At 57.7% G+C, this 15481-nt stretch carries 14 protein-coding genes and 1 pseudogene; 8 read left to right on the plus strand and 7 right to left on the minus strand.

Features of this window, described 5'->3' with window-relative positions; all coding sequences use genetic code 11:
* Positions 1–176 precede the first annotated feature (176 nt).
* Positions 177–1105: pseudogene (locus FG94_RS08020) on the plus strand (IS5 family transposase).
* 175 nt (positions 1106–1280) lie between these two features.
* Positions 1281–2420 carry a glutathione-independent formaldehyde dehydrogenase gene (locus FG94_RS08025; protein WP_036209533.1) on the plus strand — a complete coding sequence of 380 codons (1140 nt, stop codon included), beginning with the start codon at positions 1281–1283 and terminating at the stop codon, positions 2418–2420.
* A 277-nt stretch (positions 2421–2697) separates the two neighbouring features.
* On the opposite strand, the gene FG94_RS08030 is transcribed toward FG94_RS08025, so the two are convergent.
* Together FG94_RS08030 and FG94_RS08035 are read right to left on the minus strand one after the other, a co-directional pair.
* The gene (locus FG94_RS08030) at positions 2698–3045 is read right to left on the minus strand and encodes a LysR family transcriptional regulator (RefSeq protein WP_051996335.1); all 348 of its coding nucleotides are present in this window, start codon (positions 3043–3045) and stop codon (positions 2698–2700) included.
* Between the two features lie 114 nt (positions 3046–3159).
* Complete coding sequence (locus tag FG94_RS08035) at positions 3160–3585, minus strand: helix-turn-helix domain-containing protein (protein WP_036209536.1); 426 nt, start codon at positions 3583–3585, stop codon at positions 3160–3162.
* Positions 3586–3704: 119 nt separating this feature from the next.
* Here FG94_RS08035 and FG94_RS08040 point away from each other — a divergent pair, with 119 nt between their 5' ends.
* Both FG94_RS08040 and FG94_RS08045 read left to right on the plus strand, forming a co-directional pair.
* Positions 3705–4709, plus strand: coding sequence for a zinc-dependent alcohol dehydrogenase family protein (locus FG94_RS08040; protein WP_036209538.1), 1005 nt, complete (start codon positions 3705–3707; stop codon positions 4707–4709).
* Between the two features lie 9 nt (positions 4710–4718).
* Positions 4719–5711 carry a zinc-dependent alcohol dehydrogenase family protein gene (locus tag FG94_RS08045; protein ID WP_200879958.1) on the plus strand — a complete coding sequence of 331 codons (993 nt, stop codon included), beginning with the start codon at positions 4719–4721 and terminating at the stop codon, positions 5709–5711.
* 62 nt (positions 5712–5773) lie between these two features.
* Here FG94_RS08045 and FG94_RS08050 read toward each other — a convergent pair whose 3' ends face one another.
* Entirely contained in the window at positions 5774–5980 is a 207-nt protein-coding gene (locus FG94_RS08050; protein ID WP_200879959.1) for a hypothetical protein, read from the minus strand.
* A 426-nt stretch (positions 5981–6406) separates the two neighbouring features.
* Positions 6407–7494 (minus strand): IS3 family transposase gene (locus tag FG94_RS08055; RefSeq protein WP_085986720.1). Its coding sequence is split into 2 segments (ribosomal slippage): positions 6407–7242 and positions 7242–7494, totalling 1089 coding nucleotides; the frame shifts between segments, so codons are not numbered across the junction.
* A gap of 126 nt (positions 7495–7620) precedes the next feature.
* On the opposite strand from FG94_RS08055, the gene FG94_RS08065 reads away from it, so the two are divergent.
* Together FG94_RS08065 and FG94_RS27180 are read left to right on the plus strand one after the other, a co-directional pair.
* Positions 7621–7890 (plus strand): hypothetical protein, encoded by a 270-nt coding sequence (locus tag FG94_RS08065; RefSeq protein ID WP_036209547.1) that lies wholly within the window; start codon positions 7621–7623, stop codon positions 7888–7890.
* Between the two features lie 19 nt (positions 7891–7909).
* The gene (locus tag FG94_RS27180) at positions 7910–8203 is read left to right on the plus strand and encodes a hypothetical protein (RefSeq protein WP_152570897.1); all 294 of its coding nucleotides are present in this window, start codon (positions 7910–7912) and stop codon (positions 8201–8203) included.
* A gap of 89 nt (positions 8204–8292) precedes the next feature.
* Here FG94_RS27180 and FG94_RS08070 read toward each other — a convergent pair whose 3' ends face one another.
* Entirely contained in the window at positions 8293–9459 is a 1167-nt protein-coding gene (locus FG94_RS08070) for a sensor histidine kinase (protein ID WP_081925864.1), read from the minus strand.
* Positions 9460–10012: 553 nt separating this feature from the next.
* On the opposite strand from FG94_RS08070, the gene FG94_RS08075 reads away from it, so the two are divergent.
* Together FG94_RS08075 and FG94_RS26505 are read left to right on the plus strand one after the other, a co-directional pair.
* Positions 10013–11839, plus strand: a complete 1827-nt coding sequence (locus tag FG94_RS08075) for a phage integrase family protein (RefSeq protein ID WP_051996337.1) — start codon at positions 10013–10015, stop codon at positions 11837–11839.
* 4 nt (positions 11840–11843) lie between these two features.
* A complete protein-coding gene (locus tag FG94_RS26505) occupies positions 11844–12476 on the plus strand; it encodes a MerR family transcriptional regulator (protein WP_081925865.1) in 633 nt (210 codons plus the stop codon).
* Between the two features lie 86 nt (positions 12477–12562).
* On the opposite strand, the gene FG94_RS27185 is transcribed toward FG94_RS26505, so the two are convergent.
* Positions 12563–13534 (minus strand): hypothetical protein, encoded by a 972-nt coding sequence (locus FG94_RS27185; RefSeq protein WP_152570898.1) that lies wholly within the window; start codon positions 13532–13534, stop codon positions 12563–12565.
* Between the two features lie 236 nt (positions 13535–13770).
* Positions 13771–15246 (minus strand): hypothetical protein, encoded by a 1476-nt coding sequence (locus FG94_RS08090; protein ID WP_152570899.1) that lies wholly within the window; start codon positions 15244–15246, stop codon positions 13771–13773.
* Between the last annotated feature and the right edge of the window lie 235 nt (positions 15247–15481).

Below are 15481 nucleotides of genomic sequence, written 5' to 3' on the forward strand. Positions count from 1 at the left end.
TCGGCAACATGTTATGCTGGCTCGACCGGCCCAGATCGGCCAGGAGCGGTCGTAGCAAACGCACCCAGATCTCATGTTCTTCTAGGAGCGCTAAATGAATGATAGGTCGGATGGGCTTTGTTGCGTAAATCAGGCTCGGCCAGGGTATAAGGCGTAGGTCTGTTAGCCTGAGCAGGATGAAACCAGCTCCACAGAAGTACCGCACGACCAACTGGAAGACATACAACGAAGCCCTCAAGGCCTGCGGCTCGCTGCTCATCTGGCTTGATCCAGTGATGAAGTGGCACGGCAGGCCAAGTGGCAAGCGCGGCCGTAGCCAGACGTTCAGCGACGAGGCGATCCAGTTCTGCCTGAGCATCAAGTGCCTGTTCAATTTACCATTACGCCAGGCCATGGGGATGACGCAAAGCCTGCTGCACCTGGCTGGGCTCGACTGGTCGGCGCCGGACTACAGCACGGTGAGCCGTCGGCAAAAGACGCTGCAGGTTGCCATTGGCGCCGTGCCGACCACGACAGGCTTGCATCTGCTGGTGGACAGCACGGGTATCAAGATGCTGGGCGAAGGCGAATGGAAGACGAAGAAGCATGGTGCAGAGTACCGCCGCCAGTGGCGCAAGGTGCATCTCGGGATCGATGCGTCCACGCTCGAGATCCGGCCATGGAGGTGACGGACAACAGTGTCGGCGACGCACCTGTCCTGCCAGCGCTGCTGGGCCAGATTCCTGCTGACGAGAAGATTGCCAGCGTCAGTGGGGATGGCGCCTACGACACGAAGGACTGTCATGAAGCCATCGCGTTGCGTGCCGCGCACGCCATCATCCCGACCCGTGAGAACGCCAAGCCTTGGAAGGCAAACCGCTGTGGCGCCGATACACGTAATGACATCCTGCGGACGACAAAAAGGCTGGGACGGGCAATATGGAAGAGATGGAGCGGCTACCACCGGCGCAGCCTTGTTGAAACCAAGATGCGCTGCTTCAAGCTGCTGGGCGAACGGGTGATGGCACGCGACTTTGACCGTCAGGTTGCCGAGTTACAAGTGCGGGCTGCCGTTCTAAATCGCTTCACTCAGCTGGGTACTCCGATTACGGTCCCAGTGTTATAAAACGGACTACAAATAGCGTTAGCTCGGCCTTCGCTCGATTTACGCAACAAAGCCGGCCCAGGCGTAAATCTTTGCAGCGTTCAACAGTGCGCCTTTGTGAAGAATTTCGTTATATTCTTTCTCCTCCTAACGTCGCTGCTCGCGATGAATTTACCCTCGTTCTGAAAGGAAAATCATGAAGGCACTCGTTTATAATGGCCCGTGCGACGTCCAGGTCAAAGACATGCCGGACGCCAAGATTGAAAAGCCGACTGACGTCTTGGTCCGTATCACGACAACCAACATCTGCGGGTCCGACCTACACATGTACGAAGGCCGTACCAACCTGGAAACGGGCCGTATCTTGGGCCACGAAAACATGGGTGAAGTCATCGAGGTCGGCAACGCCGTCGAGCGCGTTAAGGTCGGCGACGTTGTCTGTCTGCCGTTCAACATCGGCTGCGGCTTTTGCGAAAATTGCGAACGGGGCTTGTCCGGCGCTTGCCTCACGGCAAACCCAGGCACGGCCGGGGCTGCCTACGGTTTTGCCGGCATGGGTCCGTACAGTGGCGGCCAGGCCGAACTGCTACGGGTGCCGTTCGGCGATTACAACTGCTTGGTGCTGCCGGAAGACGCTAAGGAAAAGGAAAATGACTACGTGATGTTGTCGGACATTTTCCCGACCGGCTACCACGCTACCGAATTGGCTGGCCTTAAGCCGGGTGAATCGGTCGTGATCTACGGCGCCGGCCCGGTCGGCCTAATGGCGGCCATGTCTGCGTTCATTAAAGGCGCAAGCGAAGTTTTCGTCGTGGACACGCACAAGGATCGTTTGGCTCTGGCCGAAAAGATGGGCGCGGTGGCGATCGACGACACCGGAGGCGCCGGCGTCGAGAAAATCTTGAACCTTACCAACGGCAAGGGCGCCGACTGCGGCTGCGAATGCGTTGGTTACCAGTGTTGCGACAAGCACGGTAAGGAAGTGCCAAATCTGACAATGAATAACTTGGTGCAGACGGTCAAGGCCACTGGCGGCATCGGCGTGGTTGGTGTATTCCTCCCGCAGGATCCAAAGAGTCCAGACGCGTTAGGAAAGGAAGGTAAAATTGCCTTCGATTTCGGCAATTTTTGGTTCAAGGGTCAGAAGATTGGCACCGGCCAAGCCAACGTCAAGCATTACAACCGTTATTTGGCAAAATTAATTCATAAAGGTAAAGCGGCGCCCTCGCAGATCATTTCACACGAGCTTGCATTGGAGGATGCACCGACTGGCTATCGGAATTTTGATAAACGTGCCGAAGGGTGGACCAAAGTCGTGCTGAAACCTAATAAATAAAGAAAATATTATTTATTGGCGCATGCTAAAAGACGATTCACAAAATTAAAGCAGGCGATAGGTTTTACAATAAATGGTTAGTTCGCGCAATTTTCTTTCATTTCGGGAAGTTAAGGAAAGAAGATTGCGCGGAAGCACTTTGCTACTTTCTAAATCGTCTCAAAGCTCGACTTTTTCCAATGATCCCGCGTAGCAGACGACTTCAATAAGTCAATCTAACAAGGCACGCGGTATTTTTACCATATCAGGTCAGTTACCCGACCCGCTGTAAATTCCATCACTCCATAGCTTTCAATGAATCCGTGAAGGATTCCACCGCCAGGGCGGAAGAAATATCGATCCGGAGACGCCCGCGCACGATGTCGCCCGGCGCGCCGAACATGGTCACCGCTTCATCGACCCCGCCCAGAATCCCTGCGACCCTGACCAGAAACGCCTCACCCTCCGCGGTGAGGCTCACCTTGCGCGTCGTGCGCTGGAACAGACGCACGCCGAGCGATGCTTCCAATTGATTAATGGCCAGCGTCACTTGGGGGCGGCCCATCTGCAGCGCTTCAGCGACCTTCGTAAAACTCTGGAGTTCAGCAAGCCTGGAAAACAGGCGCATCGATTGAAGCAGCTCCATCGACACATCTTTCTTGGTAGTGGGTACGGCCTGGCCGCGTGCGGCCAGGCGCCGGCAAAAGCCGATTATAGAGTCCGAATTGTTATCGTCGAATACAACAATCAGCTCGGCGATTCAGGAAAGCGGCAAGGCTTCGCTTTCATCTTCGACGATCTCAGCTTGGCCGGAAGCTGCTCTGTTGCGTTCTACCTTATCGAGCAGTACGAAATTGGCTTCGGCCCAATCGTAAAGTGCCAGCAAAGGCTCGACGAACTTCTGTCCAAGCTCCGTCAGCGAATATTCGACTGCGGGTGGAACCACCTGGTGCACCTTCCTCGACAACAGCTGGTCGGCTTCGAGCTCGCGCAAGGTCTGGGTGAGCATCTTCTTCGAAATTCCCGGCATGCTGCGCTGTAACTGGCCAGTCCGTAGCGGACCGAAACTAAGGACGTAGATCACCATGGACGTCCATTTGGGCGTCAATAGCATGTGGATACGCCGCGGTGGACAGGTTTCACTGATGACCAGTGGATCGGGGGGATGACGAACGGTGGAAGCCATGGTTACCTATAGGTGCCTATGATCCTAAAAAGTGCCTAATTTACAGGCGGGACCTTATGGATCAATATTACCCCACATTCAGTTTGCCCCCAAGGGCCACATTCACAAGGAACCAATACATGACTACCCATGCCACCATGCGCGCACTCGTCCTGAACGACTACGCCGACGGCAAATTCATCGATACCCAGGCGACCCGGCCAGCACCGAAAGCGGGCGAAGTGCTGGTACAGATCGCTGCCAGCGGCGTCAATCCGATCGACTACAAGATCCGCACCGGTGCAGCGCCGTATGCCATGCCCGAACTGCCTGCGATTCTCGGCACCGATCTGGCGGGCACGGTCGTCGAGGTCGGTGAGGACGTGAGCGACTTCAAGCTCGGCGACGAGGTGTACGGATTGGCTGGCGGCGTGCGTGGCATTCCGGGAACGCTCGCCGAATATGCGGCCGTCGACGCTCGCCTGTTGGCACCGAAGCCAAAGAACCTTAGTATGCGCGAAGCGGCTGCGTTGCCGCTGGTGTTTCTGACCGCTTGGGAAGGTCTGGTCGACCGTGCCGGCGTACATGCTGGCCAGCGCGTGCTGATCCAGGGCGGCGCGGGTGGTGTTGGTCACGTGGCAGTGCAGATCGCCCGTGCGCTCGGCGCCGACGTGTATGCGACTGCCTCGGCGGCTAAGCACGCCGTCATCAAAGGCTACGGCGCTACGCCCATCGATTATCGCGACGCCAAGGTCGTGGACTACGTCGCGAAGTATGCAAATGGCGTTGGCTTCGACGTGGTCTATGACACCGTCGGCGGACAGACGCTGGACGACTCACTTGTTGCGGCCAGGCCTTATGGACACGTTCTCAGCTGCTACGCTTTCGCGGAGCACAATCTGGCGCCAGGCTCTCTGCGCTGCGTGACATTGTCCGGTATCTTCGTGCTGCTCCCCATGTTGAGCGGTGAAGGACGAGCCCACCATGGCGACATCCTGCGCGAGGCGACCCGCCTGGCGGAGCAGGGCAAACTGAAACCCTTGGTCGACGAACGGCGCTACACTTTGGCCGACGCGCATGCCGCGCATGACGCTCAGGAGGCCGGCAAGGCCCTTGGCAAGATCGTGATCGACGTCGCTTCCTGAAGGATGGGTATGACCATGTCGCAGGTGGTTCGATTTCATGAACTTGGCGGCCCGGGTGTATTGCGGTTGGAGCAGCGCAGTGTCCCTGAGGCCGCAGATGGCGAAGTACTCATCGAGGTGCAGGCGATCGGCTTGAATCGGGCGGACAAGATGTTCCGCATGGGCCAGTATCTCGAGAAGGCGCAACTGCCATCCATGCTGGGCTTCGAGGCGGTTGGCATGATCGCTGCACTTGGCCCGTCGGTGCAAGGATTCGCGGTCGGCGACATGGTCGGCGTCCTGCCCGGGTTCGAGCTCGGCAGATATGGCACCTATGCCGAGCATGCGTTGATTCCCGCTACCCACCTTGTCCCGCAACCGGCCGGCTTGTCCGCGGTGGAGGGAGCTGGCCTGTGGATGGCCTATCTGACCGCATACGGCGGTCTCGTGGAGGCCGGAGGACTTGGCAAAGGAGACTGGATTGCCATCACCGCTGCATCAAGCAGCGTAGGCTTGGCTGCGATACAGGTTGCACGCCAGGTGGGTGCGCGGCCCATCGCGGTGACACTGACCAGCACAAAGCGCGATGCACTGTTGGCTGCTGGAGCCGAAGCCGTCATCAGCACGTCAGACGAGCCGTTGGAGAGCCGCCTGCGCGAACTGGCGCCGTACGGGATCCAGTGCGCGTTCGACGCGGTCGGCGGTCCGCAAGTGAACCAGCTCGCAGGGGCCATGGCCAAGCGCGGAACGATTGTCGTGCACGGCGCACTCAGTCCCGATGCGACGCCGTTTCCGCTGAAGCTGGCTTTGAAGCGCAGTCTTTCTGTGCGTGGTTTCGTGTACACGGAAGTGACCGAGGATGCAGCAGCGCTGCAGCGCGTCCGGACTTTTATCTCGGCAGGAATCGAAGCCGGTATCCTCCGGCCGCTCGTGGACAGGGTCTTCTCGCTGAGTGACGTCGTGGCAGCGCACGAATACCTCGAATCGAACCAGCAGTTCGGCAAGATCGTGATGACAGTTTGAGAGCGCTGCAACGTATTTGCTCAGCGTGGAAGCGCGGCAAGACTTCGCCCCGTCCGACAGCATTACTGGACGGGGCGATCGCTGTTGATGATCAAGTTCGACGGAAACGCCGGCAGGACGAATTCGGCAAGCTCCTGCAGCACCTCGGTAGCCGGCCGGCGCGATGCTTTCAGGTTGAAGGCGACATGGTTCACGCCCAGCTGCTGCAAGCCGCCGAGGTAGTCGATCAGCCTGTTGCGCCCGACCCGCAGGCCGGAATGGGACGTCACGCGCCCATACACCTGCAAAGCCTGCCTGGTCGGCGTAGCGCATGACGGTGACATGATCGCGCATCGTCGGCGCCGGCATATCGGGGTATGCCTCCAGTGGCAAGATGAATCCGAGTGTCAGCCGGCCGGGCGCGAACATTCGCCGGAAACCAACATGATGCTCGACGTGCTCGGAAAAGGGCCACTCGCGCGGTACTGTAGTGTCGTCCATTGTTTGCTCCTCGTGCGTGGATTTGGCCGTATCGCCGGCCGGGGCTTCCGGCCGGCTGGGGGCCAAAATCAGTCGGCTACCTTGATCACGACCTTGCCAAACGCACCGCGCGCCAGGTGCTCGTAGGCCTGCACCGTGTCCTGGAAGGCGTAGACCTTGTCGATCACTGGCTTGATGGTAATCTCCCCATTTTTAGAGCGAGCTAAAAGTAGAGGCTAAGCGGCCAGTGCCAATTTCTGTTTTGGCGTGATACCGCCGAGTGCCATGTTGGGCCGGTCGTGATTGTAGGTCCACAACCAGTTGGTAGCAAATTCCTGGATCTCTTCGAGCGTCTCGAACAGGTGATGCGCAAGCCAATCGTAACGCACGGTCCTGTTGTATCGCTCGACGTAGGCGTTCTGTTGCGGTTGTCCTGGCTGGATGAAATCGATGCGGATGCCGCGTTTTGCAGCCCACGCCAAAGTCACCGCGCTGATGTATTCAGGGCCGTTGTCGCAGCGGATGGCTTCCGGTTTGCCGCGCCATTCGATGATCCGGTCGAGCGAGCGTATCACGCGCTCGGACGGCAGCGAGAAATCGACTTCGATCCCCAAGCCCTCGCGGTTGAAATCATCGATGACGTTGAACAAACGGATGCTCCGCCCGTCGGCGAGCTGGTCGTGCATGAAGTCCATCGACCAGCTCTGATTGATCGCGAGCGGCACCGCCAGCGGCAGCGGCTTTTCACGTACCAGACGATGACGCGGCTTGATCCGCAGATTCAGCTCGAGCTCGCGGTAAATCCTGTAGACGCGCTTGTGGTTCCATCTGAAGCCCTTGACGTTGCGCAGATACAGGAAGCACAGCCCGAAGCCCCAGTTGCGCTGGTTGTTCGTCAGTCGCACCAGCCAGTCCGCGATGAGGACGTTTTCCGCATCCAGCTTGGCCTTGTAGCGGTAGCAGGTCTGGCTGATGCCAAACGCTTTGCACGCCAGCTTGACCGTGGCTGCCCGCTCCGTTACGGCCCATTGCGCCATCTCCCGCCGCTGAGATGGCGCTACCATTTTTTTGTGAGCGCCTCCGCGACGATCTCTGCCTTGAGGCGCTCCTCGACGTACATCTTCTTGAGCCGCCGGTTTTCCTCTTCCAACTCCTTCATGCGTGCCATCAACGAGGCGTCCATTCCGCCGAATTTGGAGCGCCACTTGTAGAACGTGGCGTTGCTGATGCCGTGCTCGCGGCACAGCTCTGGCACCGGGCTACCGGCTTCGGCTTGCTTGAGGATGGCGATAATCTGGCTGTCGGTAAAGCGGGACGTCTTCATGTAGAGCTTTCTGTGTCTTAAGTAGAAAATTCTACTTCTGAACGCGCTCTTTTTGTGGGGGGATTACCGGACTGCGGCAGGGTTTGCCGTCGTCCTCAACGCGATCTTCAGGTAGGCCGGAAAAATATGAGCACCCACTACTACCTCGTGTGCTTGGAAACGATGCAGTCGGTCGAGCTATCGGCCCGCGTCGGCGGCAGCGTCCGGACAACCCAAGAGCCTAAAGCGCTCGCGATGTTCTGCGTCGCGCACGCCGGCAAGCGCGTGGAAATGATGAGCGAGAGCCAACTGGAGGACCGCAACTTAGATCACGGCGAGCTTACCGAATGGACCGATGCGAACGCCGAGGAACGTTTTAAAGCAGTGGACGGCGAGACCCCGCCGAGCTACGACTGAACTAGCGGAAAACTAGATCATGACAATGCCGGATCTGACCAATCCAACTACTACTGTTCTCGGACACATCGTAGTCCGTTTGTGGACCATCACGATTATCGGCGTCAGTGCGTGGCTCTCGGCGCTCAGTATCAGGTGGCTAAGCTCAGTGTTAGACAATACGATAGTCACCGTTGCAGCAAATCTGACAGTGATAACGATGGCATTCGGTTTCCCTATTTTGATGGTTGCTGTTGCTCTTGGCTTGCTCGATCGCCTAAATCCGTTCTATGGTCTTTGGAATGAGTTTCAAGACCACAAGAAACGTGCGTGACCTCGGAAAAATCTATGTTTCCGAAACTTGCTATATTGGCTGTGTCCGTTGACGCCGGCACGCGAGACCATGGTGAGATGGGAAGCAGACTAATCAGGTGAATTGACTAACGATGATGTTGTATCGGAGCGGGTGAGTGGAAGCGTCAACCGTGCGATAACGCCGCCGCCAGGATTTTCGATTAGTTCTAAATTCCCCACTGGACCGTGGAGCTGCCTAAGGCGCTCTCGAAGGCTGAGCAAGCTAGTACCAAGACGGTGGCTAAGTGGATCGGCCACTAGTCCTCGGCCGCTGTCGCGCACTTCGACCCGAAGAAATCCATCATGGATGAGGGCGCGTAAGACGATCTCGCCCCCATCGATCATAGGTTCTACCCCGTGCTTCACGGCGTTGTCTACCAGCGGCTGGATGAGCATAGGTGCGACAGACAAACAGCGCAAATCGGTGGCTGCGTCAATGTGCCAATGCAAGCGAGCACCCATGCGCACATCAAGCACCTGGAGGTAAGCGGCGGCCAAGTCCAACTCGGCGCCCAGCGTGACGATACTGGTCCGGCTAACTGCCAGGCTTGTCCGCAGGAAGTCGATCAGACCTTCCAGCAACCGCCGTGCTTGGGCCGGCTGACTTTCGATCAAACTTACCGCATTTGCCAAAGAGTTATACAAAAAATGCGGTTCAATCTTAGCCCGTAAGGTACTCAGCTGCGACTCTGCCATTAACCTCGCTGCATTGGAAATTTGTTCCTGCTGACGTGACGCGGAGGTCTGGCGCTCGATGCGACGCTCGCCAGCGACCAGCATCGCAAGCATGGCCACGCCAATCACCAGTCCACTGGCAAGCAATCCGCCGATATCGCCAACATCCAGGTATGGCGCGGTCAGCGTTCCGGCAAGGATGCTCGCCGCTAGGGTGATGCCGAAAATGCTGGCCAGGACGATCGCTGTCAGTTCGAGCAGCCGCCCAATTAATCGACTAGAGGAACGCGGCACTGCGGCGCCCAATACCAGAAGCGCGCAGTGGATTGCAAAGCCAACGCATTGCGAGATTAGCAGGCTATGGCTAAATAAAAGGTGGAATGGCGCTGGTCCAATGCCGAAGCTGTGTAGCGCTGCTGAGATCACCAAGGCTATTAGCGTGTTCAAAAGCGCAGTGTAGAGCAGGTCGCGCGCATGTGACCTTGGCCAGCATTGAAACACTGGGAAGAGATCTAGAGGATGGCCGCGTCGTGGCACTGAGGTTTGCAAAGTCGATTTCATTGTTGGCGAGCAACCTTATCGTTCGCTAAGAATAATTCAAGGTAAGCCATCGTGCATGAGCGAGACGATGCGCACGCTGGTGCGCTTGCTCGGCAACAAGATGGAGCGGTCGGGCAAATTTGGTGTGAAGTTCTGCAGAAGAAAGTTAGTTCATTTCAGACGCCAATGGCAGATGACATGAACTATTGTGAACGGTCAGCTAATGCTGCAGGATGGTTTGCGACGAAGCAGCGCATGCTGTCGCCAGATGTCACTAGACGGCGCGAACTGCACGCGCCGTATGAGCTGGAGCAGCGCCGGCGCTCCGTTATCGCTCCATGAAAGCGGTCAACAAGCTTGTGCCGTTCATAAACCTTCGATGATAACTCGTATTATCATCGTTGCTTTTATGCTTGTTTTGGCCGTGAAACACGTTTAGGATGGGGTATCTCGGCAGTTTTCGTTGCCGACAATAAAGTTTGATACTGCCCATCCGAATGCACTCATCGATCGAACGCAACAGCACCGCACGCATCCAGCCGCCGCACCTTGCCACCGACCACCAGGTGGCGGCATGACCCAGCACACCACCGTCGAGCTACCGCAGCTGACTTACAATCGCAGCGATTACACCGCGCTGCGCGCATACGTCCTGAAAATCCCCCTGCAGCGCATCGCTGATCTGTACTACAGCGAAGACAGCCCTCAAGTCGAACAAGGCCTGGAACGCTGGCTACTCGACATGCGCGCGAATCTGATCGAGCGAGCCATCGCGCACAACCCAGGGGCGGCCGAGGCACTCCAGCACGCCCGCCAAGGTGGCGCGATCACGACCAAGGCGCTCGAGATCCTGATCCAAGCTGCGGACCTGCCGGAACCGGTGCCAAGCCGGGTGCAGCGCATTTCGCAATGGTTCAAGCCTAAGACCGTCGAAGCGTTCAAAGACGAAGGCATCCTTACGCTTGGTGACCTGGTCGACCTGATCAACCGCCGCGGCGCGAGCTGGTGGCGCTCGGTACCACGTATCGGCGCCGGCCGCGCTGGCGCAATCATGCGCTTCCTGCAGAAGTGGCCCGACGAGCTCGGTGAGATAGCAGTTGAGCGCAACCACCTCGTGCCAGCCGACACGTTCGATCTGCTGCCTGTGCTTGACCCTACTAGGAAGCGCGAAATCGCGCCGTTCGGTACGTTCCAGCTGCCACGATGGCTGGCCGGCTACGACGGCGCCAATCGCGCTCCAGCGTTCTGCTTTATCTCAGCCCGGAACGACCTTGAAGCAATCCAGTGCTTCCTGGCGCGCTACGCTGGCCAGACGCACACGCTGCGCGCTTATACCAAGGAGCTGGAGCGCTTCATCCTCTGGTGTGCTCTTGTCGCGTGCAAGCCGATGTCGTCGCTGCTGGTGGATGACTGCGAGGCATACAAGAATTTCTTGGTCGCTCCCCTGCCGGAGTTTTGTGGCCCCCGCACGGTCAAGACAAGCAAGCGCTGGAAGCCGTTTGCAGAGACGCGCATGAGCGCAGCGTCACAGAAACAGGCGCTGCTGGTCCTGCGCGCTGCGTTCGACTGGTTGGTTAAAGTCAGGTATTTGTCAGGGTCGCCCTGGGCGGCTGTGAAAGACCCTACGGTCGTTGAGCAGGTCGAGAAGATGGATATCGAGCGTGCTTTACCAAAGGACCTGTGGGACAAGGTCACCGGCGTACTGGCGGAACGTGCCGCCATTCCAGAGAATCAGCAGGATCGCGTGGCCTTGGCCGCGATCCTCCTGATGGGCGATTCTGGCTTACGTCGGGCAGAGGCCGCGAGCGCACGCCGAAGCATGCTCAAAAAGAGCCGGCACGGGACTACGGTGTGGATGCTCGAGGTGCTGGGCAAGCGCAGCAAGATGCGCAAGGTGCCGGTCAGCCCCCGCACAATCGCGGCTTTACGCGCCCATTGGCGCGACCGGGATGCCGATTTCGATGCGCAGGGGATCGATCTGCCTCTGCTCGCTCCAATCGTGGTGCCAGGGACGGATCGGGCCTTGTCCAAGCACGTTGACCTCGGCACGAAGGGGTACAACCCGAACTCGTTCTATGACCTCATCGCCGGCGCGTTGCGGCGCGTAAGTAAGCACGGCGGTGCGTTGGTGCCGGAGCACGCTGCGAGCCTGACACCCGAACACCTGGCGCAGCTCGCAGCGACGTCGCCGCATGCGTTCCGACATACGTTTGGGACTCTGGCGGTGGAGAAGGATATGCCGATCGTCGTGGCGCAAGAGATCCTGGGGCACGCAAGCGCGTCGACCACGGCAATTTACGTGAAGGCCCGGGAAAAGCGTATAGCTGAAGCGGCCGAGAACTACTATGCTGCCGCGGAAGCCGAAACGCTGGATCGTAGCGTTAATAAGGGAATGGAATAGTTGAATGTCGCTGGGAAAAAGTTTCACCATTGCGGAAGCCGCAGAACTACTTGGCGTGTCGGTACCGACTTTATACAACTGGAAAAGGGACGGCACATTGCGTCCTAACGGAGAGCCTACCGGGCGCCAGCGCATAGCGTATTCCGAACAGCAGCTTCGCGATCGCCTCAGTCTCCCACTCGACGCGCCTCCACTTACGTCTCCGCAACCGATCCGCTTGAGCGCCGCCGTGGTCGCAAAGCAACTGGGCATTTCGATCGATCAACTGGACCGTCTCGAGGATGCTGGCCCCACAGTCAACGCTGCTCGTTCCATCACCAACCGGCGACTCTACACCGCTGAACAGATTGGCGCCCTGCGTGCCAGACTGGCGGATGGTGGGCCTATTCTGCCGGGTGTATCGCCTCGGGTAGCTAAAAGCCTGGTAAGCCGCAGTGAAGCTGCGGAACTTTGCAATGTAAACGTCCGGACTTTGCATCGATGGGAGACCCATGGGAAACTCGTCCCGGTAGCGCGCTTCGGCCAACAGTGTTTTTACCTGAAAAAACAAGTCATTGACTTCAAAACTCGATGGCTCAGTGACACCGCTAATCAACGGCGAGCCCAGCCAAGCAGGAAAAAAACAAGTACAAGCTAGAGACTGCGGAAGGAAAGCTGCGGGCACGGCCGCTGAGCCGGCAGGGTGTCCCTCGGCCATACAGCTGCGACAGCAGTTATTGGGCGTTAAGAAATATCGATGTAGCCGGGGTCCCTTCCACAGTAGTCCAGGATGTCGGCATCAACCTTATGCGCATAGCGGGCGGCGTTCGCTAGCGCATCTCCTTCTGGACGTGGCTGCAGAGGCCAGTACCAATCCTTGCCGATTCCGCAACGAGCGGAAACCGTCGGCTGTATCCATCGCCGCCTGGACGCTGCTGGTAATTGTGCGGCGACATGGAGTGTTTTAAGAGCCTGGCGCCATCCTTTAAGCAAAGCGTGTTGTTCAGCCTGTCCAATGTCTGGGTACGCATAATCAAAGAACTCTCGGAGCTGAGCGGCGTACTTTACGGGTGCGCGGAGGAAGTCTCCCATTGGTACCGGATCAACCTCGAGCAACTGGCCTCGGCGGAAGTAGGTGTGTATCGGCTGTATTCCACCGACGTCAAATCCTTCATTAGGTAGTAAAACCCAGATGTGTTTCAAGCGTCTTGTCCGATGCAATCCGTATGGATCGTTGAGGCGTTGAGCGCTTACGTCGGCCACGTGGCTTGCCTCCTGCAAGACGAAGCCGGGCGGCACAAATGGGTGCCCGTGCTCCCCTACACAACACCACCACAAGCCATCCTTCTTTGAGAGCGCAAGATTGAAGGTGTCGTTCGGATCGTACCACGCTGGCCTGGGCCGCTGAGGATCGCATGTCGGCATTACAAAGTGCACCAGATCAAGCGCGTATGGAAGTTCAATGTTGAACGCAGCCGATGCTGCCTCAGCCATCCGTAACCACCGTTGTTCTCGGGCTGCCTGATCAATGTCCTGGTCGAAGACAAAGTCAGGCGCATTCGACTGACACGATGCTACGAGTTCTTCCCAGGAGTTATATCCGAATAGAACGGCCTGCGCTTTGAGCCGTTTATGGTGCGGCCAATCCGGTGCGATACGGTCGTACCGTTCTGTTTGGCGGCGAGCGAGTTCTGGACTACGAAGTGGGATCTGCACGGCTAGCTCCATGTAAAAGCGCGAAGGCCCACTCCCCGCGCAGACATGGGTAGACGGCGCAAAGGTACGAAAAACTAAGTTGTGCTGCGGGCCGTTTTCGGCTTTGCCAGTGGGCGACACGGGCCGGTGCTCCGTGAGCGGAATGATAAACCTCAGCGTACAGCTTTGCAATCCGGGGAGAGCACCGATTTCGCAATGGCTCGGCCCGGCTTAGCCGCTACAGTGGCATGATGAAATCAGGCTTGTTCATCCTCCTCGCCGGGATCATCTGGATCGAACAAAACAATGTCCGCTTCGATGCTCTTGGCTACGTCTATCAGGCGGGGCCCCAAGCCGCCCTTGATCGGCTCGGATCGTCCCCAGCGAGTCCGCAGGCCCATGCGTTGGCCGTTAAAGCGAAGGACCTTGGTGGTAGGCTCGTCCCGATCAGCGTCCCAAACCGAATAGCCGAGCATGCGCGAGCCTGGAAGCGGAATAAACATCACGCCTGGCCCCATGATGGCCGTGTTCTCATGATCGGTCATCTCCTCCATATCGTCGTATCGTGGGTCCAGAAGGTTCTGCCAGTCGTGGTCGCGGCAATACCCGGTGCCATCATCGAAAGCCCGTGCATACCCCTCTAGCAGCCAGCGAGAGACATTCGATCCGCGGTAGGCCGGCGCTACCCAAGGGTCAAGTATCGAAGCCACGCCCCCACCGTCCCAATCGTTGTTCACCCACTCATGGTAACTAAGATAGCCGGCGACCGGAATGTAGAGTTTGGCGAGCAGCTTCCACGCTTCTGACAGTCGGGTATTTCCATAGTCGTCGCAATGCATCTCGACTATATCGGGCCCCGAGTAGCGACCATTTTTCGCAGCAATGATGTGGTCGCCAGTGAGCAAAGCAACAGCTTTCCATGGCAATCCTCTCGACTCTTCCACTAGAAGTGTCGCAGTCACTTTCCAATGCACCTGATCAAGGTCGAAGTCGTGTCTTTCCATCAAGATCGACAGCCACCGCATTGGGGCATCTGGAACTGCTCCTGGCCCAAACCCGCCTTCCCGCATGTGACTATCAAGTATAAGCGTGCAATCGGCTTCCTCGCCGCCGAAATAGTCAGGGTCGCGTAGCTCCTTCGCCTGCTGGTACCGTAGCGACAGTCTCCAGCGTGGGATTTGATCCGCAAAATTCGCGATGCACGAAGCTACAGAGCTTGCATTGATATTGTCCTGGGTAGGTGAACGCAAGGCAGCCTGTAGACGCTCAAGTTCTCCGTCCTCGTCCGCATCGACGTCGGAAAGCTGGTACGCGATATGAAAGTCAACATCGTCTAACAGCAGACGGCCTGTCTCACCGTCTCCAAAAGAGTCGATATATTCAAGGTGAAGCTCGTGCGGCTCGACAACGAGTGGTGCAGCTGTCTTATCCGCCATTGCAACGAATAGCGTCGGCGCCCGAAAGCGCAGCTGCGCCCGATGCTGCTCACGGGGATCGAATAGCCGGTGCTCGTTTGGGTTTTCCAGAGTCCATCCTGCTACCAATTCCCGCAACGCTTCCTCATCGAACTGCGTTTCCTCTAAGCCGAGATAGCGATAATGCACGGTTCCGCGATAGCCGTAAGGAAAGCCATCGAAAGTACAGCCTGAACCTTCACCTGCGAGGAAGTCGATTAGAGCCTTTGCGGAAGCGCGGTGCCTGCCTGGCGTTGAAAACAAGTCCAGATCACACACGGTAGTGTCTCGGTTTTCGAAGTACCGTTTTGGGACGGCATCAGTCAACGCCTTCACTGCTGAAAGCAACCTTCCGTGCCTGTAGAACTGCACGATAGCTCGGGCATCCGGAACGTGTCAATGAATTTGAAACACCTGGTGGAATCGTGAGCGTCTAATTTTTCCTGTTCAGGCTGCTTTTTTCTCCGTGGCTGGCGGATTGATCCACGCTGCGGTCGGCAACTTGGCCTGGCGA

Origin of the sequence: Massilia sp. LC238 (genome assembly GCF_000735635.1) — a bacterium.
Lineage (GTDB): Bacteria > Pseudomonadota > Gammaproteobacteria > Burkholderiales > Burkholderiaceae_D > Telluria > Telluria varians.